The 22,696-nt window shown below is 58.4% G+C and carries 19 protein-coding genes; 6 read left to right on the top strand and 13 right to left on the bottom strand.

The features are described from left to right. The first annotated feature begins 200 nt into the window (after positions 1-200). The gene (locus ACERJA_RS17820; protein ID WP_006065197.1) at positions 201-341 is read left to right on the top strand and encodes a hypothetical protein; all 141 of its coding nucleotides are present in this window, start codon (positions 201-203) and stop codon (positions 339-341) included. Positions 342-369: 28 nt separating this feature from the next. On the opposite strand, the gene ACERJA_RS17815 is transcribed toward ACERJA_RS17820, so the two are convergent. Further along, positions 370-1,578, bottom strand: coding sequence for a potassium channel family protein (locus ACERJA_RS17815; protein WP_373609577.1), 1,209 nt, complete (start codon positions 1,576-1,578; stop codon positions 370-372). Positions 1,579-1,723: 145 nt separating this feature from the next. Here ACERJA_RS17815 and serS point away from each other — a divergent pair, with 145 nt between their 5' ends. Next, positions 1,724-3,100, top strand: coding sequence for a serine--tRNA ligase (gene serS / locus ACERJA_RS17810; RefSeq protein ID WP_136350835.1), 1,377 nt, complete (start codon positions 1,724-1,726; stop codon positions 3,098-3,100). A gap of 130 nt (positions 3,101-3,230) precedes the next feature. Here the strand turns inward: serS and ACERJA_RS17805 are convergent, their stop codons facing one another. Continuing rightward, positions 3,231-3,455 carry an Mn2+/Fe2+ transporter gene (locus ACERJA_RS17805; RefSeq protein WP_373609576.1) on the bottom strand — a complete coding sequence of 75 codons (225 nt, stop codon included), beginning with the start codon at positions 3,453-3,455 and terminating at the stop codon, positions 3,231-3,233. A 214-nt stretch (positions 3,456-3,669) separates the two neighbouring features. After that, positions 3,670-5,856, bottom strand: a complete 2,187-nt coding sequence (locus tag ACERJA_RS17800; protein WP_373609575.1) for an elongation factor EF-2 — start codon at positions 5,854-5,856, stop codon at positions 3,670-3,672. A gap of 203 nt (positions 5,857-6,059) precedes the next feature. Here ACERJA_RS17800 and ACERJA_RS17795 point away from each other — a divergent pair, with 203 nt between their 5' ends. The 3 genes from ACERJA_RS17795 to ACERJA_RS17785 all read left to right on the top strand — a co-directional run bounded on the left by ACERJA_RS17795 (position 6,060) and on the right by ACERJA_RS17785 (position 9,797). Further along, on the top strand, positions 6,060-6,815 hold the full coding sequence (locus ACERJA_RS17795; protein WP_373609574.1) for a DUF5781 family protein: 756 nt from the start codon (positions 6,060-6,062) through the stop codon (positions 6,813-6,815). Positions 6,816-6,920: 105 nt separating this feature from the next. Then, on the top strand, positions 6,921-7,646 hold the full coding sequence (locus ACERJA_RS17790) for a hypothetical protein (RefSeq protein WP_373609573.1): 726 nt from the start codon (positions 6,921-6,923) through the stop codon (positions 7,644-7,646). 69 nt (positions 7,647-7,715) lie between these two features. Further along, positions 7,716-9,797, top strand: a complete 2,082-nt coding sequence (locus ACERJA_RS17785) for a hypothetical protein (RefSeq protein ID WP_373609572.1) — start codon at positions 7,716-7,718, stop codon at positions 9,795-9,797. 1 nt (position 9,798) lies between these two features. Here the strand turns inward: ACERJA_RS17785 and ACERJA_RS17780 are convergent, their stop codons facing one another. Beyond that, complete coding sequence (locus tag ACERJA_RS17780) at positions 9,799-9,924, bottom strand: hypothetical protein (protein WP_373609571.1); 126 nt, start codon at positions 9,922-9,924, stop codon at positions 9,799-9,801. Positions 9,925-10,092: 168 nt separating this feature from the next. Next, on the bottom strand, positions 10,093-10,602 hold the full coding sequence (locus ACERJA_RS17775; RefSeq protein WP_373609570.1) for a HalX domain-containing protein: 510 nt from the start codon (positions 10,600-10,602) through the stop codon (positions 10,093-10,095). Between the two features lie 258 nt (positions 10,603-10,860). On the opposite strand from ACERJA_RS17775, the gene ACERJA_RS17770 reads away from it, so the two are divergent. Then, positions 10,861-12,858 carry a hypothetical protein gene (locus ACERJA_RS17770; protein ID WP_373609569.1) on the top strand — a complete coding sequence of 666 codons (1,998 nt, stop codon included), beginning with the start codon at positions 10,861-10,863 and terminating at the stop codon, positions 12,856-12,858. 63 nt (positions 12,859-12,921) lie between these two features. Here the strand turns inward: ACERJA_RS17770 and ACERJA_RS17765 are convergent, their stop codons facing one another. From ACERJA_RS17765 to ACERJA_RS17730, 8 genes are all read right to left on the bottom strand, one after another. Continuing rightward, positions 12,922-13,530 (bottom strand): 30S ribosomal protein S7, encoded by a 609-nt coding sequence (locus ACERJA_RS17765; RefSeq protein WP_006065189.1) that lies wholly within the window; start codon positions 13,528-13,530, stop codon positions 12,922-12,924. 2 nt (positions 13,531-13,532) lie between these two features. After that, the gene (locus tag ACERJA_RS17760) at positions 13,533-13,961 is read right to left on the bottom strand and encodes a 30S ribosomal protein S12 (RefSeq protein ID WP_004267302.1); all 429 of its coding nucleotides are present in this window, start codon (positions 13,959-13,961) and stop codon (positions 13,533-13,535) included. Between the two features lie 267 nt (positions 13,962-14,228). After that, complete coding sequence (locus ACERJA_RS17755; RefSeq protein ID WP_006065188.1) at positions 14,229-14,663, bottom strand: NusA-like transcription termination signal-binding factor; 435 nt, start codon at positions 14,661-14,663, stop codon at positions 14,229-14,231. Between the two features lie 3 nt (positions 14,664-14,666). Then, on the bottom strand, positions 14,667-15,863 hold the full coding sequence (rpoA2, locus tag ACERJA_RS17750) for a DNA-directed RNA polymerase subunit A'' (protein ID WP_006065187.1): 1,197 nt from the start codon (positions 15,861-15,863) through the stop codon (positions 14,667-14,669). Then, positions 15,856-18,777, bottom strand: coding sequence for a DNA-directed RNA polymerase subunit A' (locus tag ACERJA_RS17745; RefSeq protein WP_373609568.1), 2,922 nt, complete (start codon positions 18,775-18,777; stop codon positions 15,856-15,858). The genes rpoA2 and ACERJA_RS17745 overlap by 8 nt, the downstream gene beginning before the upstream one ends. Position 18,778: 1 nt before the next feature. After that, positions 18,779-20,608, bottom strand: coding sequence for a DNA-directed RNA polymerase subunit B (rpoB, locus tag ACERJA_RS17740; protein ID WP_373609567.1), 1,830 nt, complete (start codon positions 20,606-20,608; stop codon positions 18,779-18,781). A gap of 4 nt (positions 20,609-20,612) precedes the next feature. Then, positions 20,613-22,193, bottom strand: coding sequence for a DNA-directed RNA polymerase subunit B'' (locus tag ACERJA_RS17735; RefSeq protein ID WP_006065184.1), 1,581 nt, complete (start codon positions 22,191-22,193; stop codon positions 20,613-20,615). Continuing rightward, positions 22,194-22,421 carry a DNA-directed RNA polymerase subunit H gene (locus ACERJA_RS17730; RefSeq protein WP_373609566.1) on the bottom strand — a complete coding sequence of 76 codons (228 nt, stop codon included), beginning with the start codon at positions 22,419-22,421 and terminating at the stop codon, positions 22,194-22,196. It abuts the gene before it with no gap. Positions 22,422-22,696 lie beyond the last annotated feature (275 nt).

Below are 22,696 nucleotides of genomic sequence, written 5' to 3'. Positions count from 1 at the left end.
AAATGTGGCCTTTCACTGATAGTTTCTACCAGTCTGAGTCAGTGTCTCAAAACCCTGTCATCGCCACGTCTGTCGGGCGTCTGACTGAGTTTCAAGTACAACGCTGTTGGCTGTTCACATATGTCGCCTGAACCAGCTCACGGCCGACGAGACCGACACCACTCCCACCAACACGCAGCCCCAACGAGGCGGGCAGCACGATGATCGGACTCTTTCGAACAGTACCGCTTCGAGGACTGGGACAGACACTCGTTCCGTTTCTCCTCGCAATTGCCGTCGTCGTCCTCGGAACGTTCGTCTACCTCGAACTCGTCGGCATCTTACTCGAGTTCGTCGAGTGAGACGCCGCGTGCCGTCTTCGGATGCCGATCAGGCCTGTGCCAGTGCTTCGAACTCGCTCGCGGCCGTCCGTGTCCCTTTGGAGATGAGGATGTCGCCACCACGGAGTTCGGCATCGGAGTCAGTCACAAGTAGCCAGCCTTCGTCGGGCCGGCGGATGGCGATCACCGACATCGTCGACTCGACGTCCGGGACGCCGGCTGCGACCGACGTGCCGTCGAGTTCGCTTCCCGACTCGATCTCGACGCGTGTGATGAGCTCGTCGCTTTCCTGAACTGCCAGCTGCACGACCGGGTGGACGTCGATATCTCGAAGCACACCCTCGCTGATGTCGATCGCTGCGTCGCTGATCACCTCCGTACTGCTGCCCAGTCGGATCAGTCCCCGAAGCGTCACTGGATCCGCCGCGTCGGCAGCCGCCCGCAGCGTCCAGGCTTCGAAGCGTGACTGTAACGCGTCGACCTCTATCTCTAAGTTTCGGACCTCTTCGGCCAGTTTTGCGCTGTCGAACAGCACGCTACTGTAAGCCAGATCGACCGCCAGCTCCGAGAGGTTCTTCATGTGGATAATCGTGTCCACTGCCCGCTCTAAGTCTTCAATCCCGGGGTCGTCGACGGTTGGCGTCTCGTAGACGTCGCCAGTCAGTGTCTCGTAGACATCGCCAATCGCCAGCTCGGGGCCGCGGAGCAACGCGACATCGTCGGCCGCGACAGTTGTCTCCGGGCCGGGGTTGAGCAGCCAGTCGTCACCACGCCGGAGCGCGATCACGCGCACCCCTGTCTCCGACTCAAGGTCGATATCGACGAGGGTTCGATCAGCGTACGCGGAGTTGGGATCGACGACGCCGCGAACGAGCGTTTCGGCGGCTTCGGGCAGCGCTGCACGCATGGCATCGGGGAGCCCCATCTCCTCTAAGACGATTTTTGCGATGTCACCGGCAGCATCGCTTATCTCACCGGTCGCGGCGACGATTCCCAACACGGGAGCGAGCTCCTCGGCGTCATCAGGCTTGCGCACGGCCATCATAAGGCTCATCCGTGCTCGAAGCTCGAGGACGTCCATGCGCTGTTCGAGCTTGAGCACTTCCTGTGCGAGATCCGTGTTCCGGTGGAGCACTGCAGAATAAGAGAGATCGATCAGCAGCTCCGCCGTGTCTTTCATCTCGACGAGCACGTCCTTGACGCTGACGGGCTCGTACTCAACCGATACCGACGACGCTTCGCCCTCGAGCGGGTCCATACACCGAAGACGGTTCCCTGCCGAAAAAAACGTTTCCCGAGCGCGGTCGATGTAACCGGCGATCCACAGCCCGGATGTGGCCATCGTGGCCACACGATGCAGCCTTCCGACACGGTTTTGGAGGGGCACAAAGAAGGATCCAGCAATGCACGATCGGACTTATCTGCGCGAAAACACCGACGCGGCGCGCGATGCCCTCGACAACCGAGGTGCTGACGTCGATCTCGACGAAATCCTCGAGATCGACGAGCGCTGGCGAGAGCTGAAAGCCCGCGGCGATGACCTGCGCCACGACCGCAACGAGATCACCACGCAGATCGGCAAGCTCGTCGCTGCAGGGAAAGACGAAGAACGCGAGGAGGCTATCGCTCGCTCGAAAGAGCTCAAAGCCGAGATCGAAGACGTCGAAAGCGAGGCCGCCGAGCTCAAAGAAGAACTCAAAGAGCGCCTCCTCGAGGTCCCACAGATCCCCCACGAGAGCGTCCCACTCGGGGTCGACGAGCGCCATAACGTCGAAGATCGGCGCTGGGGCTTCGACGATCTCCGTGCGCTGCCCGAGGACGTCACGCCCCACTACGAACTCGGCGACGAACTGGACATCATCGACGAGGAACGCGGTGCCAAGACCACTGGCGCTGGCTTCTATTTCCTCAAAGGCGACGGCGCCCGACTCGAGCACGCGCTGATCCAGTTCATGATGGATATCCACCGCGAACAGGGGTACGTCGACCTCTTCCCGCCGATTCCCGTCAAGAGCAAGGCCATGCGCGGGACTGGACAGCTTCCGAAGTTCGCCGACGACGCCTATCGGCTGGGCGGCGACAACGACGAGTACGGCGACGACGATCTCTGGCTCTGTCCGACCGCCGAAGTGCCGGTCACCAACATGTACGGCGGCGACATCCTCCTGAAAGACGACCTCCCGCTCAAACATCAGGCGTACACGCCGAACTTCCGGCGTGAAGCTGGCGAGCACGGCACCGAGACGCGCGGGATCGTGCGCGTCCACCAGTTCAACAAGGTCGAACTCGTCAACTTCGTCGAACCTGAAACGAGCTACGACCGCCTCGAGGGGCTGCTTTCGGAAGCCGAAACCGTTCTCCAGGAACTCGGCCTTCCCTACCGCATTCTCGAACTCTGTACCGGCGACCTCACGTTCGCGAGCGCGAAGACCTACGACATCGAAGTCTGGGCCCCCGGCGACGACCTCGAGGACGGCCCCGAGGAAGGTGGCCGCTGGCTCGAGGTCTCGAGTGCCTCGAACTTCGAGGACTTCCAGGCTCGCCGTGCCGGCCTGCGCTATCGGCCCGAGCGTCACGAATCGGCTGAGTTCCTCCACACCCTGAACGCCTCCGGGCTTGCCCTGCCCCGCGTGATGGTGGCGATCCTCGAGTACTACCAGAACGAAGACGGCACAGTGACGATTCCCGAAGCCCTGCGGCCGTACATGGGCGGGAAGGAAGTTATCGAGGGCCACGAGAAGGTCGGTGAGGCGGCGCTGGGTGCCGGCGAACGCGAATAACCACCTCACCAACTCGCCAGCTAGCGCTGGCTCCGTACGGAAGCGGTGTTCTCACAACTCTCTTCAAAATCTACAGTAACTGATCGGATTAACACCGCTCAGCGGTCAGTACGGGCGAGGTACTGAACAGCTAAGAGTTGTAGTTGAGTTCTTTCACACTGTTTGCGATGTCGTAAAGCAGATAGAGTGCGGCGAGTCCAATCCCGATCCAGATCCACGTTACTACCGTCCCGAGACTATCAGTAGCGCTAACTCCCCATGACCCGACGACGGTAGCGACAAGAACAATTGCGGACACTACCAAGACATTCTTTATTGGTGGGTTAGACAATGCAATTTCTTGTTGTTCGCCCATGGAATCAGTTCGCTACCGAGAAAATATCATTCTATTGCTTTCCGAAGTCAGAGCTTGGAACTAGCCGCTCGGTAGGCAGCCGTAGTGCGTGGTCCGTTCACTGTTCTAACTATCTGAACGGATCGCCTGTGGAGCGCTGTCGCTCACGTCCCAACGTCGAAAGAAAACGGCAACAACAGCATACTGACGGGCTGGTGCCCGTCAAGTCCACTGCTTAGATGTAGTCGATGCTTGGTGGCAGTTCGAGCTTCATGCCCTTGCGCTCTCGGATCTCCATAATCTTATCGCGCTGGAGGGACTGGGACATGAATTCGAAGCCGGCGTTCTCAGTGTTCCAGGAGGCACGACCTTCGGTCGCGCTCCGGATGTCGGAGGCGAATCCGATCATCTCGTCGACGGGTGCGATACCCTCGACGACCATGAGGTCACCTTCCTGGTACATGTCGTCGACGCGGCCACGACGACCCTGAATCTCGCCGGAGGCGGCGCCCATGTGGTCGTTTGGCACGTCGATACGGACGTCCTGCATCGGCTCCATCATCTTGATCTGACCGACGATCAGCGACTTGTGGACGGCCTCACGCGTGGCGGGGATGACCTGTGCTGGGCCACGGTGGATGGTGTCCTCGTGGAGTCGTGCGTCGTGCAGACGGATGAGTGCACCCTGGACCGGCTCGTTGGCGAGTGGACCGTTGTCGAGGGCTTCCTCGAGTCCCTCGATGAACAGCTCCATCGTCTCGTTCAGGTGCTGGATACCCTTGGTCTGGTCGAGCAGGATGTTCGTCCCGTGGATATGCTCGACGTCCTGGGAGTCGTCTTTGTCCATGCCGGCTTCCTGAAGCGCTTCACGGCGCTCGAGTTCAGGCATGTCCATCGACGCCTCGCCCATCCGGATCGTCTCGACGATCTCCTCGTCGAGTGGCTCGGCGGAGATGTAGAAGCGGTTGTGACGGTTTGGCGAGATACCCTCGACCTCTTCGCTTACACGGTCGATTGCCTCGCGGTAGACAACGATCGGTTCACCGGTGTTGACCGGGATGCCCTGGTTCTTCTCGATACGCTGGGTGATGACCTCGAGGTGAAGCTCACCCTGTCCGGAGATCAGGTGCTCGCCGGTGTCCTCGTTGATCGTAATCTGGATCGTTGGGTCCTCTTTCGAGACCTGACGCAGTGTTTCGATGAGCTTGGGGAGGTCGTCCATCGTCTGGGCCTCCACGCTCTTCGTAATGACCGGCTCCGAGATGTGCTCGATCGACTCGAACGGCGTCATCTCGACGCTCGAGACGGTCGAACCGGCGATGGCGTCGCGCAGGCCAGTGACGGCTGCGATGTTCCCTGCGGGAACGTGGTCGACTTCCTCGCGTTCGCCACCCATGTAGATGCCGACAGACTGGACGCGGTTCTTGCCTGCGGTCCCGGAGACGTACAGCTCCTGGCCCTTCTCGAGCGAACCCGAGAAGACACGACCGGAGGCGACTTCGCCCGCGTGGGGGTCCATCGCGATGTCGGTGACCATGAAGACGACCTCGCCGTTCTCGTCGACGAGACGCATCTCTTCGGCGAGGTCGGACTCGGCGTCACCACGCCAGATGCGTGGGACACGGCGGGGCTGTGCGTCGACAGGGTTCGGGAAGTGCTCACAGACCATGTCGAGGACGACATCCGACAGGGGCGTCCGCTCGTGGAGCTCCTGACGGTTGTCGTTGCGCTCGAGTTCCATGATTTCGCCGAAGTCCATGCCGGTGCGCTGCATCGACGGCATCGAAACGCCCCATTTGTAGAGGGCGGATCCGAAGCCGACGGTTCCGTCTTCGACGGAAACCGTCCAGTCCTCGATGTCATCCATGTCCTCGGTCATGCCACGAATGAGTTCGTTGACGTCGTGGATGACTGCGAGGAGTCGCTCCTGCATCTCTTCAGGTCCTTCCTGAAGCTCCGAGATCAGGCGGTCGACTTTGTTGATGAACAGTGTTGGCTTGACACCTTCGCGCAGTGCCTGTCGAAGCACTGTCTCCGTCTGAGGCATGGCCCCTTCGACGGCGTCGACGACGACGAGTGCGCCGTCTACAGCACGCATCGCACGCGTGACGTCGCCACCGAAGTCGACGTGGCCTGGCGTGTCGATGAGGTTGATGAGGTGGTTGGTGTCCTCATACTCGTGGGTCATCGAAACGTTTGCTGCGTCGATGGTGATCCCACGTTCCTGCTCGTCTTCTTCCGTGTCCATCGCAAGCTGCTCTCCAGCGGTCTCGTCGGAGATCATGCCGGCGCCAGCGAGGAGGTTGTCAGAAAGGGTTGTTTTACCGTGGTCGACGTGAGCGGCGATGGCGATGTTCCGGATGTTCTCCGGTTCGCCCATCAGCCGTTCACACTCTTGGACGATCTTCTTGCGTCGGCCCATATACTCCTTGTTACCGGTAGCGGGGTCAAAAGGGTAGTGTTTCGTCCTCGAGCGAATCCGTCGATTATCCCGGTTTTTACGCCGGAATTTCCAACTTGCGTGAGTGAATGCCACGCAACAGACGACACTGACGACCGGGCGAGTTTCGACCGACGAAATTGGGCGTAAGAGACATACACTCACAGAACTTGGTACTGATACGCATGGATCTCCGAATACGGGGCTCTGGCCCTACGTCGCCGTTTCTCAGCGCTCGAGACCTCTTCGAGACTGAGTACGAGCTGTCGTTACCCGTCTCCGTCCAGCTTCGAGACGACCCCGACGAACGGACCTGGGCCGGCCACTACGACGACCACCATGTCCTCAACATCTCGAAACAGGCCGCCTCGAGTGCCATGGCCCGCGAACTGGCTTTACACGAGTTTTCACATATGGCCAGACACGAGCAAGAACACCCGTCTCACATCCAGTCGACCGAAGAGGTTCTCTATCTCGCACTGGCTGGCAAACGCGTCGAACGACGCAAACTCTCTCACTGCTATCAGATCGCGAATCACATGAAAGACATCTACGCCGACGACATTACGCTCGCAGTTGGCCCCGGGCAGAAACTCCTCTCGTTTCTCGAGTCGAGTCTCGCGATGGCGATTGCCGACCGCCCAGAGCTGCCCGCTCGGCCCGGTCTCGAGCGCCTTTCGACGAGTGCTGATCCCGAGATTACGGCCGTGAACGCGGCGTTTGCCCTGGCACTGGCAGAACGCCACGATCTCGTCGAGGACACTCATCGACTCTATGACCTCTCACACGCGGCTGCGATGGACGCTCCCAGTGTGGACTTCGAGGGGTTCAAACGACGGTTCCGCGAACTCGCCTGCGATCCCGATGCAAGCACCTATCGACAGATCCTCGTCGATGCCACCCGCGCGTACGTCGGTGGCGAGGGACTGGCTGCAGAGTGATCGATAGCGCTTAATCATTGTCAGCGTGCCGTCAGACCCAATCTCTAGGTTCAGATCGGCCCGAACACTTAACGTTTGATAGGTCCATATCTGAAATATATACTGATGCTTTCGCGAAACGCTCTGGGGGGCGAGTCGAACGAGGAGCGATTCTCCAACGGGCTCTCTCAACTGAAGCGACAGGGTGCCAGTGTCCTCGTCGTCGGCTCCGTCCGACCAGCGCAGCGTCGACATCTCTGTCGTCGACTACTCGGACAGGCGACAGCCGAATCACGCCGACGTGTTTTGGTCTCCACGACCGGAACGCGCCACGACGCCTCCGAGTTACTCGAGGGTATCTCCGGTTCCCAAGCAACGAGTACGCTCATCCGGTACGCGACACAGGCTCGCGGCGCTGCTGTGAGTGCTGGGGACTCGGACGCGATGGACTCCATCGCACCCTCGATCGACGACTCACCGGTCACGACCACTACGCTCGCCGAGCTGGGGATCGAAATCTCGAATGCAATCGAAACGTTCGACGCCGAGTCGAACGGGCTTGCACCCGCAGAACTCCGTGTTGGCGTCGAATCGCTGGTGCCGCTGCTCGAGGAGTACGGCACCGAACAGGTCTTCAAATTCCTCCATCTGACTAACGGTCGGGCCAAAACTGTTGACGGGATGATCCACTATCATCTCTCGATGGACAGCGACTCGGACACCGCATCAGTACTGGCACCGCTGTTTGACATCATCATTGAGCTGCGAGAGCAAAACGGCGTCCCCCAGGAACGCTGGTCGATCGCCGACGGTGAACTCCACTCTGGCTGGGTTTCTGTCTCCCAGTCGTAACCACCACCTACCCACTCGAGTGACGACTCGTGTTCTGTCTCCCGATCACACCACGACCCTCTCCACTCCATGAACCCCACATTCGAGCCTACTGACGACGGTTTGGAGGTCATCGATTCGATCGAACGCCATCGGTATCGGCTCACGACACACGATCCGGTTTCGCTCGAGGAAGTGCGTACAGACCGGCTACAGTATCCCGTCGATGCTGCCGTCGAGATTACAACGGCGATGCTTACGCTGCCGACGAGTAACACCGTCTACGTCCGCGACCGAGACGGATCGATGGTCGCCGAAGTTCGTCCGAGTGAACAAGCGTCACTGCCACGAGATCAGTATATCCTCGATCTGTCCGGCCCACTGAAGCTGTATGCCCGTCTCGAAAGTTCGGTGCAGATTTACTCTGATACGGACCAGACCTACGTCTCTCTCGATGGATCGACGGCCGTGAGTCTCGGTGCTCGCTCCTATCATCGGCGTCCAGCAGGAACGGTTACGACGACCTCAAACCCGACCGACATGATGCGAGCGGTTTCGACGTTCGGATCAGCACTGAAAACGACGACGCCTGAACGGTCGTATCCGACACTCCGTGGTCACCCACCAAAAATAGAACTCGGAGATGAGTTGCATATCCCATCGCAGTTTGCCACTCCAGAAACCGGTGTGCGGATCGAAATCCCAAACACAACTCGCCACGTGTTCGTCGTTGCACCGCTCGCGTACTATCTCGGCGCTGACGTTGTACCCGGATCTACACCACGGCTCGTTACCGAGAGCGGCTTTACGTACTCCCTCGGTTGTGGAGCCGATTTTGCTGACACTGTCGAGCGTGTGCTTAAACATGTTTTTTTCCTCGATTGCATCGTCCGTACCGAGGGCACAACACCACTCCCCTTACACGAGCGAGACGCGATTGAACCAGCCCTTGCGTTCAATATCGAGACCGTATACGACCAGCCCCTATCCGCACAACTCGAGACGTATCTCACCGACGTCTCGTTTGAGACTGGCGACCGACACCTTCCAGATTGGAGTCTCGAGACGCGACTCCAGCCGGATCCAGAACGCGTTGAGTTTCTCCCGTTCGTCACGAACAGCCTCTCGAGTATCCGTGTCCAAGACGAGCCACAGCCGCCAACGGACACACAGCCCACAGTCTCGGCACAGGCAATCGAAGAGTTCGCCAGAGGGGATTTCACCCGGAGCAACAGTCCAGTCCGTGACGCAGAGCTGGCGACAACGTCGAACGAGGGCATGTCAATCCCGACAATAGAACAACGCTGGAACAGCAGTGGGTCAACACAGATTATCAGCAACGCGCCACTGTCTGCGTTTCACAACAGTATCGGCCGACAGCCGAAGGCAGATCCGATCGAAATCGACGTCGTCTGCAACGATGCAGCGATGCGAGACGAACTCGAGACCGTAGACGGCGTCTATGGAACTCGAGCGGAACTCCCATTCGACGTGACGGTTCACTACGAACTCTCGACGGACGAACTCGAAGCCGTCTTGGAGTCCGACACAGACTTCCTCCACTTTATTGGCCACATCGATGACGACGGGATGCAGTGTTCGGATGGCACAGTCGATGCATCGCTGCTCGAGACATCCGGTGCAAAAGCGTTTCTACTCAACGGCTGTCAGTCGCATGATCAAGGACTCCACCTCATCGAAGCTGGCAGCATCGGCGGCATTGTGACCCACGACGACGTTGTGAATACCGGGGCAGTGAGCGTCGGAAGTACGATCGCACGATTGTTGAACCGAGGATATCCGCTGTACGCTGCGGTGGAGATTGCACGGAAAAAGAGTGTCGTAGGCGAGCAGTATCATATTGTTGGCGATGGATTGATCGCGATCGCTCAATCGAAGGTTGGATCTCCAGAAATATGTTCAGTTACGGTTGAAAACGATCAAATATTCATAAATATGTATACGTACATGTCTGTTAGAGTAAAGAAGGGTGGCGTATACGTGCCAAGTGTAGATGATATCAACTCATATCATATCGTTCCCAGCAAAACTGGATGGATTCCCGTAACAAAAACACAGTTACGGGAACTATTTAGGATAGATAATGTGCCGGTCCTCATTGATGATGAGATTCAGTGGAGTGTCGATGTCAACGTAGAACGATTAGAATGAACTACGGGCCGGGGTATGAGTAGTTGGCAGCTGCAACAGTTCCTGCTTGCGACAGCACCAGCAGGATCGTAAACAGCGCGCCGATCATTCGTGGGTGGTTCTTGAGGTACTGGGTTAGGTCATCCATGGTACACTTGATACATTCTGTCGCTATAATATAAATTTATTTTAATATACCATATAAATAGATAGTAGTGTTATATATGTAAGAAGGTGTTCGAAAGCGTAGAGCGGCCGCTCCTCACTTGCAAACCGATGATAAAGTCGCACAGTCATCTATTTCATCCCGCCGCTGCTACTTATCGAACAACTGCCGAAGTGACCGATTGAATTCATCAACCGAGAGTTCGTCGCGAATCGTGGCTGCTCGTCTCCGAGACTCATTGAGGTTACAGACGATTGATTGATACCGATCAGCGGCGTCGACATCGGACTGGCGTTCACTCTCGAGGAGTGCTCGCTCGGTCGATAACCGGAAAAATTCGTTCATGGCCTCCTCGTAGGCACCCTGCAGCAGAAGCCGTTCGATCGTCAAGCACAACTTCTCGTCTGAGTGCGGTCCGACAAGGAGTTCGTCGGCACCACGATCAACGGGATCATCGGCGGGAACGTCCTCGGAGAGGACAAGAATCTGCGTATCTGGAGCGTTCTGTCGGAACGTGTCGAGCACACCGCGCGCGTCGGGCGTCTCGAGTTTCCAGTCGAGAACGAGTAGATCGCACCCGGTGTCGATTTGTTCGAGAATCGATCGATCAAAATCGGCCCTGCGGATATCGACGGTGACTCGAGACCGATCGGTCTCCACCTCGGCCAGAGAGAGTGTCGGATGGACAACAAACAGTTGGAACGGAGAGTCCTGCAACACAGCTCGTACTAGTATCCTCTGGTAGATACTATTAAATGTGGTCGGGAGCGGACAGAACATTACAACCCATACACATATACTGTGGAACGAGCGGACGACATTCTCAATTGGCCACAACGTATATTCATCTCTATACAGAAATCTCACATAAGATCTAGCGCTGACAACCACGAGTTGTTTGTTATCTTTTCTTTGCCGATGAAACCAAAATTCAAACCGACTTCAGACGGGTTAGCGATTGTTGATCCGATTGAACGTAAGCAGTATCAGATCGAAACGAACACGTCAGTCACGCCGACATCGGTTTCTGACGATTGTATACCGTATCCATTAGAGTCCGCAGTAGAGATTACGACTAATGGCTTCAGGGTGTTAAGCGATAATTCAGTCTACGTCCGCAATTCATCTGGCTCGCTGGTTACTGAAGTTAAAATACACGAGACAGTAACCCTCCCACGAGCAGAATACCATCTCGATATCTCTGGACCACTGAAAGTTTATGCAACCATCGAAAGTGCGGTGGACATTCGTGCGAGTGTTGGTCAGACACTGATTGAGTTTGAGGAACCGACGTCGATCGTCATCGGCGCACGATCGTATCACACATCACCGGCAGCGACGATCACGACGACCACAGAACCAACCGATGTGATGCAAGCCATCTCGATGTTCGGGTCCGCACTGAAGACGACGACACCCGAGCGATCGTATCCGACACTTCGTGGCCATCCACCAGCTGTCGAATTGGGTGCTGATGTTGAAATTCCTGATGAGTTATCACGACCACAGACAGGTGTTCGGATCGAGATTCCACCGACACTCCAACACACGTTCGTCGTCGCACCACTTGCGTACTATCTCGCAGCAGCGGTTGTTCCGGGGCCGACACCACGACTCGTCACGGAAGCCGGCTACTCTTATCCACTCAAGGGAGAACACGGGTTTGAACGGAGAGTCGAGCAGGTGTTCAAGCACATTTTCTTGCTTGATTGCATCGTTCGAACTGAGGGGGAGACACCACTGCCACTGTACGAACGGCAAGCGGTCGAGCCGATTCTCGAATTTGATATTGAAGCTATTTATGAACAGCCGCTAGCCGAACAGCTCGAGACTTATTTGGCGGTTCCGTTCGAGACGATACAACCACACCTTCCTGAGTGGCAGTTTGAAGTCCAGCTTAGTCAGTCTGCAAAGAATGTTGAATCACTTCCATTCTTGACGGACTTACTTGCGACTATTAATGTCGAGAATACTGTAAGCAACCCAGTTCAAACATCACAGATGCAGGTTCAGAGGGCGGAAACGGATTCTAATTCAGTACCGATCCGACAGTCTTGGCGGGGTGATCAAACCGGAGTAACTGGTACTGGGACGCTACTAGCTTTCGAAAATAGAATCACACAATCACCACGAGACGGCCCGCTCGAGATTGAAGTGATCTGTAACGACTCGGAGATGAGCGGCGAGTTCGTGACGGTCAACAGCGCGTATCACAGTCGGAACGATCTTCCGCTTGATGTTACCGTCCACTATAACCTCACAACCGATGAACTCGAGGAAATCTTCACTCGTGAAAGTGATTTCGTTCATTATATTGGCCACATCGATTCCAACGGTTTTCGATGTTCAGATGGGACAGTTGATGCAGGCGACTTCGGAACGGTTGGCGCGAAGGCGTTTCTCCTCAACGCATGCCAGTCCTACGAACAGGGCCTTCGTCTTATCGAGGGCGGAGCGATCGGCGGCATCGTCACATTCAGTGAGATTGAAAATAGCGATGCAGTTTTCGCGGGACGTGCATTTGCCCGCCTGTTGAATTTTGGTCTACCACTCTATGGTGCATTGGACATGTTTCAAAAGACACGAGACTATGCTTGCCAATATCATCTCGTCGGTGATGGTACACTCTCTGTAGTGCAGACGAATCAAGGACTACCGACAGTGGGGACACTCGTTCGAGAGAGAGGGGAGAGAGAGGTTGTCTTAGATATGTATCCATCGTCTCATCGAAAATTAGGCGGCGTATCTAATTTGGCGATTGAATCAATTGAGTCGTTTCATCTAGCTTTCGGAGAACTTCGCTTGCGGTCAGTGACGACAGCGGAGCTCGTAAAATTCCTTAATACTGAGTCGTTCCCCGTATTACTTGACGGCGAACTCCGCTGGAGTACCGCCATCAAGACACATGAACTGTAGCTCGTCGGCTGAGAGTGGAGCACTGCCGCTCTCGAGGTAAGAAAACAAAAGAAAACCGAGAGCTTAGCGTGCAGCTGCCGCGACGCGCTCTTTCTCTTCTTTCTGACTGACCGCGTAGGTCTGGACGTCGTAGTTGGCCGCGCCGATAAGCTGGCTGGCGATGGCCTCTGCGACGGGCGTCGGGGTCTTGAACGAGTCGTTGTAGACGCCTTCGGCGAGGAACTTCAGGGCCTGGTCGACACGACGCTGGGGTGCGACGTCGACGGCCTTGGGGACCGAGATGCCACCGTATTTGAGGCGGACGGTCTCCTCGCGTGGGGCTGCGTTCTCGACGGCGGTGACGAGCACCTGAATCGGGTTCTCGTCAGTGCGCTCGTGGATGAGTTCGAACGCATCACGCACGTGATTGAGCGTCTGCTGTTTCTTGCCCGTGTTCTCTTCGGTCTGCATCAAGCGGTTGATGAAGCGCTCGACGATCGAGATCTGGGATTTCTTGAACTGCTTGCTGGCGTGGCGGCCGGCCGTGTGAGCGACTGGCGTCACCGAAATGTAGCGTTCGGTGGACGGATCGTTGTATGCGATTTCGTCGATCTCCCACGTGCCGAACAGCTTCGCGCCGACGTCTGCGCCACCTGCGGGGGCGTCTGGGTCGGGTTGGTCTTCTGCAGCCATAATTATCGCACCGGTTTCTCTGCGTTGCCACGAACCAGTTCTTTCAGTGCAACACCGTTGACCTTGTCAACCTTGTAGTTGACACCGGAAAGGTCACCCATCGCACGACCCTTTGCCCCACCGATACCAGCGATGGTGACTTCGTCGTGTTCGTCGATGAAGCTGATTGCGCCGTCACCGGGACAGAACGCGGTGACCTGTTTGCCGTTTTTGATCAGCTGGACTCGGACACACTTTCGGATTGCCGAGTTGGGCTGTTTTGCCTCGATGCCGACCTTTTCCAGTACAATACCTCGAGCCTGCGGCGCACCCTCGAGTGGGTCGGACTTCTCGCGAAGTCCACGGGCGCGGCGCGCGTAGTCAGAGTCGGACCACCGCTGATTCTGGCGGTCCTTCTTGAGCTTGCGCGCGGCATACTTGCCGTTTGCCATAGTATCCATCGCTATCCGACGAAGGCACTTAAGCATCCCTGTTTCGAGTCGCCGTTACGCCACGAGAGTCCTCGAGGCACCCCGCTCGCCGAATCTGAGCGCGTTTCGCTGCTCGAGTTACGGACTGAGAACGGCGCAGCGCATCTCGGCGGGCATGAGGGAGCCCAACTGTGCGAGTTGTGTAAATGACAGCTATGTGGAACAACGCCGCTGTCCGGACGGTGTCTCGAGTCGTCTGTGGTGCTCAAAAAACGGTGTCGCCAGCGATCAGAGCAGCTGTACGTCGTCGATCCCGAAGTGGCGATCCACGAGCGTTCGTGCAGCCTCGATCGTCCGGCCGTTTGTCCCGATTGCGACGCCACGGTCGGCGTCGGCGACTTCGACGTAGGCGACGGTATCGTCGTTTTCGCTGATCGTGACGTTGTACACTGCCGCTGGGGCGAGCGTGTTCGCGACGAACTCCTCTGGGTCGTCGGCGTCTTCGACGAGCCTGACGGGGTGGCCGACACGGTCCTCGTATCGTTTGACGGTTCGTCCGCCCGGACCGATAGCTTCGCTCATCCGCCCGCTCGAGACGACGATGAGGAGTCGTTCGTCATCTGCATCGGCCGTGGTGACGAGACAGTCCTGTCCATCCACGCCCGTTGTATCCTCGAATGCGGCGAGATACTGACGGGCGTCGTCGTCGAGGGTAACACCCATCGATCAGTCGGCTTGGCCGCCGGAGCCGGTGCTTGTCGATCCCATCCGCAGATCGACGTCACCGGTGCCGAGCTTGATCGGTTTGCCGACGATGACGTTCTCCGTGACGCCGTCGAGTTCGTCGACTTCGCCGTGGATTGCGGCGTTGAGCAGGTGGTTGACCGTCACTTCGAACGCTGCGCGAGCCAACACCGAGTCTTTCGAACCCGAGATGCCGTGGCGACCGATCGATTCGATCTCGCCGCGGTTGGTCATCATGTCGGCGACGAGCATCAGGTGACGAACGTTAACGTCGTCAAGTCCCTGCTCTGCGAGCGTGTTGTTCGTCTCCTCGATGATCGTCTCACGGGCAGCCTCGATACCCAGGTTGCGGTGGATCTCGTGGATGTTGTTACACGTCGTGCGCGAGGCGTCGACACCCTCGATCTCGAGGGCGTCACCAAACGCCGACCCCTCGGTGTAGAGGACGAACTCCTCGCCGTCCTCGAGTTCCTCGCGTCGGATGACGACACGAGAGATCTCTTCGATGCCTTTGAACGTGATCTCACGCAGCTCTTCGACGAGCTGGAGCAGGTCACGGTAGGACGGCTCTTCGGGACCGAACTGAATCTGGGTGCCCTGCTGGATCGTGCTGACGCCGAGGTTGTCCTCGATGATCGAGGCGACCTCTTCAGGCGTAATCATCCGCTCTTTGAGGGTGTCCTCATTGAGCGAGATCTGGACTCGCATATCCGCGACATTTGTCGAGACGTCACCCAGCGCGAGGATCTTCGTCGCCTCGATGTTCCAGACGACCTCGTGGGCCTTCTCGCGTTCGGTCGCGTACTCGTCTTCGAGATAGACGGTCATCATCGGCGTGTCAGGGGTCTTCCGTGCGTCGACCAGTTCGATCAGTCGCGGCAGCCCCTGGGTCACGTCGATCTCTGCGACACCGGCGTAGTGGAACGTGTTCATCGTCAGCTGCGTTCCGGGCTCGCCGATCGACTGGGCGGAGACGGTCCCGACAGGGTCGAGTGGGTCGACTCGAGTATCGAGATATCGGGCTTCAACGGCTCTTGCGACGTCGTCTGCGTCCTCGACGGTGGCGTCACCGCGTTTCTCGAGTGTCTCGTAGACGTTGTCCTTGAGACGACGGGGGAGGTCGGTGTCTTCGACGACGGCGATCATGTCGTCGGTGACGTCGTAGTCGACCTCAGTCATCGGAGGTCACCTCCGTTCGGTCGACAACGCGGCTATCCGCATGCTCGGAGAGGTTCGTCGGCTCCGGTTTCCGGCTGAAGAACGCCTCCTTCTCCTCTTCGGAGTCGAACTCCTCGTCGAGAACCTTCGTGGCGATTTCGTCGACGTCGATGTCGTTGTCCGCGCTGGAGGACACCTTGACTGGCGAGGTACCGTCCTCACCGAACTCGAACTGGACGATGGTGTCCGAGGTGTCTCGGACGGTGCCGTCGTACTGGGTTTCGAGTTCCGAGAGGGCGTTAATCAGCCGACGCTGGAGGTATCCGGACTTGGAAGTTCGGACTGCCGTGTCGACCAGTCCTTCCCGGCCACCCATCGCGTGGAAGAAGAACTCTCGTGGAGTCAGCCCGCTTGTATAGGAGTTCTCGACGAAGCCGTGGGCTTCTGCCGAGAGGTCGTTTGGCTCGTAGTGGCTGAGGGTGCGGTCCTCGTAGCCACGGTTGATTCGCTCGCCTCGAACTGCCTGCTGGCCGACGGCGCCGGCCATCTGGGTCAGGTTGAGCATCGACCCACGGGCACCGGAGTTTGCCATGACGACGGCCGGGTTGTCGTCTTCGAAGTGCTCGTCGGCGATGTTCCCGGCGTTGTCACGCGCACGCGAGAGCGTCTGCATGATCTTCATCTCGAGGGTCTCGTCGATCGTCCGGCCTGGTAGGGACTCGAGTTCGCCCCGTTCGTAGGCCTCGATGAGTTCCTCGACGCGGTCGTTGGCGTCGTCGATCGTCTCGTCGATGCGGTCTTGGGCTTCTTTTGGAATCGTCTCGTCGTCGATCCCGATCGAGAACCCGAAGTGCATGATCGCACGCATCGCCAGCGTCGAGAGCTCGTTGACGAAGATCCGGGCACGCGTGTTGCCGTAGACCTTCGTGATCGTGTCGACGATCTCGCCGCCGAACTCGCCGACCTCGTCTTCGGCGATGGTTCCCTCGATGAGCTGTCCGTCTTCGATGATGACGTCTTCACCGATCGTCCCAGTGAAATTGAGGTTGAGGTCGTCGGGAAGCAGTTCGGAGAAGACGGCGTAGCCGGTCCAGAACGGCTTTCCTTCGTCGTCGATCCCGCTTGGCTCGGGCAGTTCGTCGATCCGCGTCGCACGGAGCAGGTCGAGTGCCTGGGTTTCGTTGAACCGTGGGTTGTCGTGGGTAAGCAGGTACGTTCCGGAGATGTGGTCCTGGATCGCACCGATGATGTTCTCACCGAATCGCGGCGAGAGCATCTGTTCTTGGACACGCATGAGCACGCGCGCCTCGGCGCGAGCCTCCTCGTTTTGGAGGGCGTGCATGTTCATCTCGTCGCCGTCGAAGTCGGCGTTGTACGGCGGACAGACAACCGTGTTGAGTCGGAACGTCTTGTACGGCATGACCACGACCTCGTGGGCCATGATCGACATCCGGTGGAGCGACGGCTGCCGGTTGAAGATGATGATGTCGCCGTCGATGAGGTGGCGGTTGACCTCCCAGCCGGCCTCGACTTTCTCGGCGAGCTGTTCGCAGTTCTTCTCGGTGACTTTGAGTCGACGACCGTCCGGTCGGCGAACGTAGTTTGCGCCAGGATGGCCCTCTGGGCCGTTGGAGACGAATCGCCGAGCCTCCTCGAGATTGCGCTCGGTGACGTTCATCGTCTGGGTCATCTCCTTTGCGACCCGATCCGGAACCCCAACCTCGTTCAGGCTCAGCGTTGGGTCAGGTGAGATAACGGTTCGGGCGGAGAAGTTGACACGCTTCCCGGACAGCGAGCCACGGAATCGTCCCTCTTTGCCTTTCAGGCGCTGAGAGAGGGTCTTGAGCGGCCGTCCCGAGCGGTGGCGAGCGGGCGGCGTCCCCGAAATCTCGTTGTCCATGAACGTGGTGACGTGGTACTGGAGCAGTTCCCAGAGGTCCTCGATGATCAGCTGTGGGGCACCGGCTTCACGGTTCTCCATGAACCGCTGGTTGATCCGGATGATGTCCACGAGTTTGTGGGTAAGGTCGTCTTCGGAGCGCTGGCCGTTATCGAGCGTGATCGACGGCCGTGTCGTCACGGGTGGAACCGGCAACACGGTCAGAATCATCCACTCGGGACGCGAGCGCTCGGAGTTGATACCCAGGACTTCGATGTCCTCGTCGGGAATCGCTTCGAACCAGTCCCGAATGTCGGAGGGCATCAGCTTGTTGGTGTCCTCTTCCGTGAGGTCGATGTCGAGGGCCTTCTCGATCGATTTGCGCTGACTCTCTCGTGGGCGGAACGACCCTGAGAGAATCTCGTTGATTCGGGTGAGATCGATATCGGTCTCGTCGGCGAGTTCGTCCGGCGACATCCGTTCGCCGTCTTCGCCACCCTGCATCGCCGCGGCGATGCGCTGGGAGTACTCGCTGGTCAGCACCTGCTGGACCTCGTAGTACGTCGTCGGCTTTTCGTGGTCGATGTCGTACTGGACCTCGCCACAGTGCGGACATCGGTCTTTCTTTCGTGCCTGCCGAATCGCCGCCTTCAATACGTCCTGTGGGTCACGGCTGAGGCGTTTCGCTTCTGCAAGCCGTTCGCGGAACTCCTCTTTCTCGTCTTCGGTGAGCAACAGCCGTGAACACTCCCGGCACGTGCCACGCAGCAGTCGACGGATGAGCTTCGTAAAGCCGACGTGAATGACCGGTGCAGCGAGTTCGATGTGTCCGAAGTGGCCCGGACACGATCCAGAGTGTTGTCCACAGGTCGGACACTCGAGACCGGGGTCGATGACGCCCAGACGCGTGTCCATAAGCCCCATATCGATGGGGAAACCGTCGTCGTCGTAGGTGTCCGCCGTAATGACCTTCGTGACCGAGAGGTCCCGATACGTCTCCGGGTCCATGAGCCCGAACTGGATCTCGTCGAGTTCTTTTGGTGTTTGGATTGACATGTTAAACTGCGTCCTTGAGGTTGAGCCGTGGTCGAATGCCGAGTGCCATCATCTCGTCTAGCAACAGTTTGAACGCGTAACTGATTTCGACGCGGTGGATGTCGCTTTCGTCACCGGTGAGCTGGTCGTAGACACGACGTTGATTGACGTCTTGGACCGCGATCATGCCGGTTTCCGCGGAGATGTACACCTCCTCGCGGTCGGATTCGTCGACCAGTCGTTCTTTGAGCGTCATGGCCGCACCGTGGCCGATGAACACGTCCCGCTCCATCTCCCCGATACGGAGACCACCCTCGCGGGCGCGCCCTTCCGTCGGCTGGCGAGTCAGCACCTGCACCGGCCCGCGCGAACGGGCGTGCAGTTTGTTCGAGACCATGTGGTAGAGCTTCTGGTAGAAAATGATTCCAACGAAGATCTCGGCCTCGATCTTTTCCCCAGTGACACCGGAGTACATGACCTCTTTGCCCGCGGAGTCGAAGCCAGCGTTCTCGAGTCCGTCTCGAAGCTCGGATTCGTCTTCACCGAGGAACGGTGTCCCGTCGACGCGACGGCCTTCCATCGCACCGAGTTTGCCGCCGATCATCTCGAGGATGTGTCCGACGGTCATCCGCGACGGCAGCGCGTGTGGGTTGAGCACGAGGTCAGGAACGACGCCATCCTGCGTGAACGGCATGTCCTCCTGTGGAGCGAGGTGGCCGACAACCCCCTTCTGGCCGTGGCGACTCGCGAACTTGTCCCCGAGTTCCGGGATTCGCTCGTCACGCACCGAGACCTTCGAGAGCTTCGAGCCGTCCTCGCCTTCCATCAGCGTGACCGTGTCGACGACGCCGGATTCGCCCGAGCGCATCGTCACCGACGTCTCGCGACGTTTCTGTGGCGAGAGACCACCCATGTCGTCGGGTTCTTCCAAGAATCGTGGCGGGGAGGTCTTCCCGAGCAAGACGGAGTTCTCGTCGACTCGCGTTTCGGGGTTGACCAGTCCGTCCTCGTCCAGATGTGCGTAGGCTTCCTCGCCGCGTGCACCACGAACGTCCTGGCTTGGGATTTCGAAGCGGTCTTCCTGTCCACCGGGGTAGCGTCGCTCCTCGCCCTCGTAGGTTCGGAAGAAGTGCGAGCGAGCGAGTGCACGCTCGACGCTGGCTTTGTTCATGACCAGCGCGTCCTCGATGTTGAACCCTTCATAGCTCATCACGGCGACGACGAAGTTCTGTGCGGCAGGCCGCTCGTCGAAGCCGATCTGTTCAGTCGTCTGGGTCTTGACCATCGAGAGCTGCGGATAGTGCAGCAGGTGCTGGCGCGTGTCCGGCCGGATGCGGTAGTTTGCGCTCGGCAGTCCGAGCGACTGTTTGACCATCCCTGCACCCATCGTAATACGCGGACTCGCGTTGTGCTCTGGGTACGGAATCATTCCCGCACCGATCCCGAAGATCAGAGAGGGATCGATCTCGAGGTGCGTGTGTTTTTCGGTGACGTCGTCCTCGTCGACGGCGACGTAGATGTCCTCTTCTTCCTCGGCGTCGATAAACTCGATGTAGCCGTGATCGACGAGGTCCTCGAACTCGAGGTCGCCCTGCTGAAGCGCCTCGATCTCCTGGTCGGTAATCCGGGGCTCGCCGTCCTCGACGACCAGCAGTGGTCGCCGTGCACGACCGGCGTCGGCGTTGACGATCACTTCGCGGGTACGCTCTTTGACCGAGACGTTGACCATCTCGCTGACGTCCCCGATGCGTCGTGCTTCGCGAATCTGTTCGGCTAGCTCGTGCGGGTCGGGATGTGTCCCCACCAGCGACCCGTTGACGTATACCTTGGCTTCTCGTTGTTGGCTGCTCATTGTATTAGTCGTCTGCCGTCGATGTCGATCGTTCGATGCCCTCGAGGCCCGGAATGCCCTCGACGCCCATCGATGCCAGTTCGCGTTTGAGTTCCTGTTCGTCCTCGACGTTCTGGGAGAGCTCCATCGCCTGTGCGAAGTTCTTCACCAGGCCACAGTTTGGCCCCTCAGGCGTCTCCGAGGGACAGATACGACCCCACTGGGTCGCGTGAAGGTCCCGTGCCTCGAAGTGGGGCTGACTGCGCGACAGCGGCGACCGGAGCCGCCGAAGGTGAGAGAGAACCCCCATGAAGTCGGTCCGGTCGACCAGCTGGCTCACGCCGGAGCGGCCACCGACCCAGTTGCCCGTCGCGATCGGGTGCTCGAGTCGTTCGGTGAGCACGTCCGAGCGCACAACCGTCGAGACAGAGAGGTTCCGGTTTCGCATGTTTGCGCGCTCGAGCTGGTACTTGACGTCCCGTGCCAGCTTGTTCAGCGCGGTCCGGAACAGGTCTTTCATCAGGTCGCCGCTGACCTTCAGGCGCTTGTTGGCGTAGTGGTCTTTGTCGTCGGCCTCGCGTCGGTTGAGTGCGAGTTCGAAACAGGCCTCGGCCATCCGACAGAGATAGTGTGCCTTGTTGATCCGGACGTCTTCTTCCTCGACACCGTCCTCGTGGAGGTGTGGGAGGAGATAGCGGTCGATGACGTAGTTTGCGCGCTTGAGCTGGTAGTTTTTCCCCTGGCCCGAGGCGACGCGTTTCCCGAGCGTCTCGATCGCTTCTTCCTCGGTCTGGACCTCTGCTTCCTCCAGATTCTCGAGCATGTACTTGACGACCTCGGGGTCGTTCGAGACCTTGTGGACAATCTCCTCGTCGCTCTCGAGGCCAAGTGCACGCACGAGTGTCACGAAGTCAATCGAGCCTGACACCGAAGGGAACGAGACCTCGAGCAGGCCGTCACGCGTTCGTTCACACAGCACCAGTGCACGGTATCCACGACGCTGCGAGAAGGTCTTGGCGACCTGAATCTCGTCGCCGTACTTGGTGTCGTACTCGGCGAGGATCTTGTTCGGTGCAAGGTCCTCGCTGGTCATCAGAACGCGCTCGGAGCCGTTGACGATGAAGTAGCCGCCAGGGTCGGCGGGGTCTTCACCGATTTCGATCAGTTCTTCATCGGAGAAGCCGGCGATGTTACATTTGTCGGAGCCGACCATGATCGGCATCCGACCGATCTTTGTCTCGGTCGAGTCGACGACCCGCTGGTCGCCTTCCTCGCCTTTGACGATGGACATCTCCATGAAGACGGGTGCGGAGTAGGTGATGTTCCGAAGCCGGGCTTCCTGTGGGTAGAGAAGTTCCTCCGACCCGTCGGCCTCGCGCACACGCGGTGTGACGACACGAACGTCGCCGAGCTCGACGTGGACTGGTTCCTCGCCTTCTTTGTCACCGATGTCGGTGTCGATCGTTGCCTTCTCGTCGACGACTTCCTGCATCCCTCGGTTGAGGAAGGCGTTGAACGAGCGGTAGTGGTGTTCGGCGAGTCGTTCCTTCGAAAAGTATTCGCGCGAAATGTCACGTCGTTTCGTTCGGTCAAGTTCCATTGCCATTTATTCCACCACAAGTCGATAGATAATCGCCTGATCGGTCGTCCGCGAGTTCCGAACGATCTTGATGACGTCACCGATCTCCGCGTCATCCGGGAGTGCAGCGTCGGTATATTTGATTTTGGGCAGGTCTGTACGGTCGATGTCGTACTCGGAGAGAACCTCCTCGAGGACCTCTTCCTCGAGGACGGTATGTTCCGGCACGAGTTCGTGTTGGCTTACGTCTACCATGTGTTGGGATTGATGTGCGTGTGGGCTATCGGGAAAGAAGCGGCTGTCACGAGATACTACAGGCAGATACCGGCGGGACGCATTTAACGGTTACTAACTCGATCGGGAGCAACAGCTATCCGGCCGGGCAAACCTGACCGGAGGTGCCGATCACACTCGATAATAGCCCAGTATCAGTTAAATTCCTTGTGGAGCATGTTAATGTATGACATAAGTGTGTGCGAGGGGCATGCCGTGTCCCGATTCACCGTACCATGGTTCTCTCGATTGGAAAG

The sequence above is a fragment of the Natronorubrum sp. A-ect3 genome (assembly GCF_041821125.1).
Taxonomy (GTDB): Archaea; Halobacteriota; Halobacteria; order Halobacteriales; family Natrialbaceae; genus Natronorubrum; species Natronorubrum bangense.
Note: the sequence above shows the minus strand (reverse complement) of the source record. Positions and strands in the feature narration are given on the sequence as shown.

Bases quoted from the DNA above. Each gene is read 5' to 3' on its own strand.
- ACERJA_RS17755 (WP_006065188.1), bottom strand. From the start codon at position 14,663: ATGGGTGTTACCCTCGACGACGACGCCCGTCAGTATCTCGCCGCATTC.
- ACERJA_RS17770 (WP_373609569.1), top strand. From the start codon at position 10,861: ATGAAACCAAAATTCAAACCGACTTCAGACGGGTTAGCGATTGTTGAT.
- ACERJA_RS17730 (WP_373609566.1), bottom strand. From the start codon at position 22,421: ATGGTAGACGTAAGCCAACACGAACTCGTGCCGGAACATACCGTCCTC.
- ACERJA_RS17795 (WP_373609574.1), top strand. From the start codon at position 6,060: ATGGATCTCCGAATACGGGGCTCTGGCCCTACGTCGCCGTTTCTCAGC.
- ACERJA_RS17735 (WP_006065184.1), bottom strand. From the start codon at position 22,193: ATGGCAATGGAACTTGACCGAACGAAACGACGTGACATTTCGCGCGAA.
- ACERJA_RS17790 (WP_373609573.1), top strand. From the start codon at position 6,921: ATGCTTTCGCGAAACGCTCTGGGGGGCGAGTCGAACGAGGAGCGATTC.
- rpoB (WP_373609567.1), bottom strand. From the start codon at position 20,608: ATGAGCAGCCAACAACGAGAAGCCAAGGTATACGTCAACGGGTCGCTG.
- ACERJA_RS17780 (WP_373609571.1), bottom strand. From the start codon at position 9,924: ATGGATGACCTAACCCAGTACCTCAAGAACCACCCACGAATGATCGGC.
- ACERJA_RS17760 (WP_004267302.1), bottom strand. From the start codon at position 13,961: ATGGCAAACGGCAAGTATGCCGCGCGCAAGCTCAAGAAGGACCGCCAG.
- rpoA2 (WP_006065187.1), bottom strand. From the start codon at position 15,863: ATGACTGAGGTCGACTACGACGTCACCGACGACATGATCGCCGTCGTC.
- ACERJA_RS17820 (WP_006065197.1), top strand. From the start codon at position 201: ATGATCGGACTCTTTCGAACAGTACCGCTTCGAGGACTGGGACAGACA.
- serS (WP_136350835.1), top strand. From the start codon at position 1,724: ATGCACGATCGGACTTATCTGCGCGAAAACACCGACGCGGCGCGCGAT.
- ACERJA_RS17785 (WP_373609572.1), top strand. From the start codon at position 7,716: ATGAACCCCACATTCGAGCCTACTGACGACGGTTTGGAGGTCATCGAT.
- ACERJA_RS17765 (WP_006065189.1), bottom strand. From the start codon at position 13,530: ATGGCTGCAGAAGACCAACCCGACCCAGACGCCCCCGCAGGTGGCGCA.
- ACERJA_RS17815 (WP_373609577.1), bottom strand. From the start codon at position 1,578: ATGGACCCGCTCGAGGGCGAAGCGTCGTCGGTATCGGTTGAGTACGAG.
- ACERJA_RS17805 (WP_373609576.1), bottom strand. From the start codon at position 3,455: ATGGGCGAACAACAAGAAATTGCATTGTCTAACCCACCAATAAAGAAT.
- ACERJA_RS17745 (WP_373609568.1), bottom strand. From the start codon at position 18,777: ATGTCAATCCAAACACCAAAAGAACTCGACGAGATCCAGTTCGGGCTC.
- ACERJA_RS17800 (WP_373609575.1), bottom strand. From the start codon at position 5,856: ATGGGCCGACGCAAGAAGATCGTCCAAGAGTGTGAACGGCTGATGGGC.